Origin of the sequence: Borrelia hispanica CRI, assembly GCF_000500065.1 — a bacterium.
In the GTDB taxonomy this organism is placed as follows: Bacteria; Spirochaetota; Spirochaetia; order Borreliales; family Borreliaceae; genus Borrelia; species Borrelia hispanica.
The window spans coordinates 1-2,491 of the sequence record NZ_AYOU01000012.1 but is presented as its reverse complement, the minus strand read 5'-3'; the positions used below and the strand labels follow the sequence as shown (position 1 = coordinate 2,491).

Here is a 2,491-nt window from a genome sequence, read left to right as displayed (position 1 = left end):
TTAAATTCAGAGTGTTTTAAATGTTCCTTCTGGTTTTCTATCAAATCTAAAAGTTCATAGTAATACTGGTTATTAAATACCTTTTTATATTCTAATTTCTCTTGCCTTTTTAAATACTCTTTCAATTTTGGTATGAGAATTTCTATCTTTACTTTTTGTCTCAATTGATCAAGTAGTATGCTAAATATATTGTTTTTAAGATCTTCATATTGTGATTTCAGATTTTCTGTTTTTTTGACCGTCTTCTTTAAATTCGCAACAATGACGCTCAAATCCCCATATCTCTCTTGTTCTATAATAAAATGGGGCTTGGGTCTATATTTTTCATATATAGACCCCATCTTGGCTTCTAAATCTGCACTATCATATCCTTCATTTTTTAATTCCGTTACTACACTTTCTAACACCAATGAAAGCTTCTCTTGTTTCTCTTTCAATGTTACGCATCTTTTATCTTCTCCCCTTTTAGTATCTCCAATATAGCATCTCTCTATTGCATTCTCAGCATTCTTCAGTTTCCTCAATAAGTCAACTTTTACTTCTTTTTCTAAATTAAGTTTAAGAATATTATAGAAGAATCTCGTCTTAAAATTACATTTATTTGCATATTTCTTCAATTGAAAATCTTCGATTTGACTTGTACACTTTTCTTCTTTTTTATTCTTATTATATTTATTATATAAAGACTCCGCTTTTTCTACACTCCCCTCTTTATTGAATTTGCTTTTAAAATGTTCATTAACGCGCTTTTGGAATCTTTTTTCTTTTTTTATTTTGAAACTTTTATTTATTAATCTATTACATTCTTTTTTGTTGTATTTGAGTTCATAATAAACTTCAGTACCCATATTAATTCCTAAATGTTGATAATAGTTATTTGTTACTTTAAATTCTTTGCCTAATTTGTATAGATATTTTTGTAGTGTTTTAATAGTAGTTTCTTTCTGTCCGTTACGTTTTAAGTTGCCATTAAAGTAATAAAGTAGATCACTTTGTGTATATTTTTCATATTTGTGATTGGTATAATCAATTGTTGATATTAATACTATTAGTTTGTGTTGGTATTTATTTTTGCATTGTGTTTCGAGCTTTTTGATAGCTTTTATAGTTTTCATTGTTGAACTCCTTTTTATTGCTTATTACTAGTAATAATAACCCAATTATTAGTAATAAGTAAATCCATAATTAGTAAAAATATTTTTTATTTTGCATATTTGTCAAAAATAATAATATCAAAAATAAAAGTTTGCAAAAATATTGTTTAGAAAATTTTTTTGTTATATAATATATCCATATATAAAAGTGATAGAGAGGAGTTTAAATATGAAAAATGAAGAAATAAAAATTAATAACAAAAATACAACAATGAATCAAAAGAGAATAGACTTTTTAAATAACCTTAAAACTTTGAGGATGAGTTTGGATGGAGTGAACAAAAATCTTAATGGATATGGATATAAGTATCAAGATTTTAATGAAATAGTAAGAGAAGTTAAGAATGTTATTAAGGAAAATAATCTAGATATTGATTTTGTACAAGTTCCAACTTGTAAGGTTATAGGGAATAATACAATCAGTGTTGTTACAACAACATTTTATAATTCTAGTGGGTATGAATATTCATTTGATACACCTCTATATATAGAGGAATTGAAATCTATTGGAATCAAAAGTCAAAATACGTGGTCTCAGCTTGTGGGGTCTGCAATAACTTATTTCAAACGTTATGCACTAGTTGCATATTTGTCAATAGAAAGTGAAGTTGATACTGATGCTAGTAATTTAGATCTTGAACAAAGAAATAATAAAAGACAAATTGAAAATAATACTTGTAATAGTAAAGATAGCAGTGCAATCAAACCATCTGTAGGTGTAACAAAATCAAAATCAATAGAAAGTAGAGTACAAAACAAACAAGTTGTTAATACTGAACATTCTAAATCCAAAGTTAAACATAATGTTAATATGAATAAATTTAAGTATTATCAAAACTTACTAATAGCCTCAAGAAATATGTATAGGTTTTTAAGTGATAAACCATTTAGTAGTTTGTCAGAAATAAACGATTATCTTGAGTCTGTTAAATCGGGAGATGATTCTAAATTACTCGAGTACTTTAATAAAAATAAAACGTTAAAGAGTATTGAGTATTGGTGTAATTTAATTAAAGAATACTTTACTAAAAGTAGTAGAGATTTAAGTAATCTTGAGAAGTTTAATATATTTATGGCATTTGATTCAGATAAAGTTGGAAATAGTCCATTAAAATTATTTAGTCAACTGTCTATGGCAGAAGAATTCCAGTGTTTATTCAGGTTAACTTGATGATTATAAATAATAAGCCCCATCAGGGGCTTAAATAATTAATTTTTTAATTTTGAATATCTTCTATATACATCTTTAGCAATAGGTTTAGTGATGGTGATATAATCTTGAAATAACTTGATATTAAACTTTAAATTCTCAACAGTATGTTCGTCTTTAAGTTCTG

Annotated in this window: 3 protein-coding genes; 1 reads left to right on the top strand and 2 read right to left on the bottom strand. The window is 25.8% G+C overall.

What is annotated here, in order from left to right; all coding sequences use genetic code 11:
* A partial coding sequence (locus U880_RS0100325; protein WP_051373834.1) for a plasmid maintenance protein occupies window positions 1-1,115 on the bottom strand: 1,115 nt, incomplete at its 3' end.
* Between the two features lie 208 nt (window positions 1,116-1,323).
* Here U880_RS0100325 and U880_RS0100320 point away from each other — a divergent pair.
* Complete coding sequence (locus U880_RS0100320) at window positions 1,324-2,325, top strand: ERF family protein (RefSeq protein WP_024654319.1); 1,002 nt, start codon at window positions 1,324-1,326, stop codon at window positions 2,323-2,325.
* Between the two features lie 38 nt (window positions 2,326-2,363).
* Here U880_RS0100320 and U880_RS11025 read toward each other — a convergent pair.
* A partial coding sequence (locus tag U880_RS11025; protein WP_326942969.1) for a BBA14 family lipoprotein occupies window positions 2,364-2,491 on the bottom strand: 128 nt, incomplete at its 5' end.

Bases quoted from the DNA above. Each gene is read 5' to 3' on its own strand.
- U880_RS0100320 (WP_024654319.1), top strand. From the start codon at position 1,324: ATGAAAAATGAAGAAATAAAAATTAATAACAAAAATACAACAATGAAT.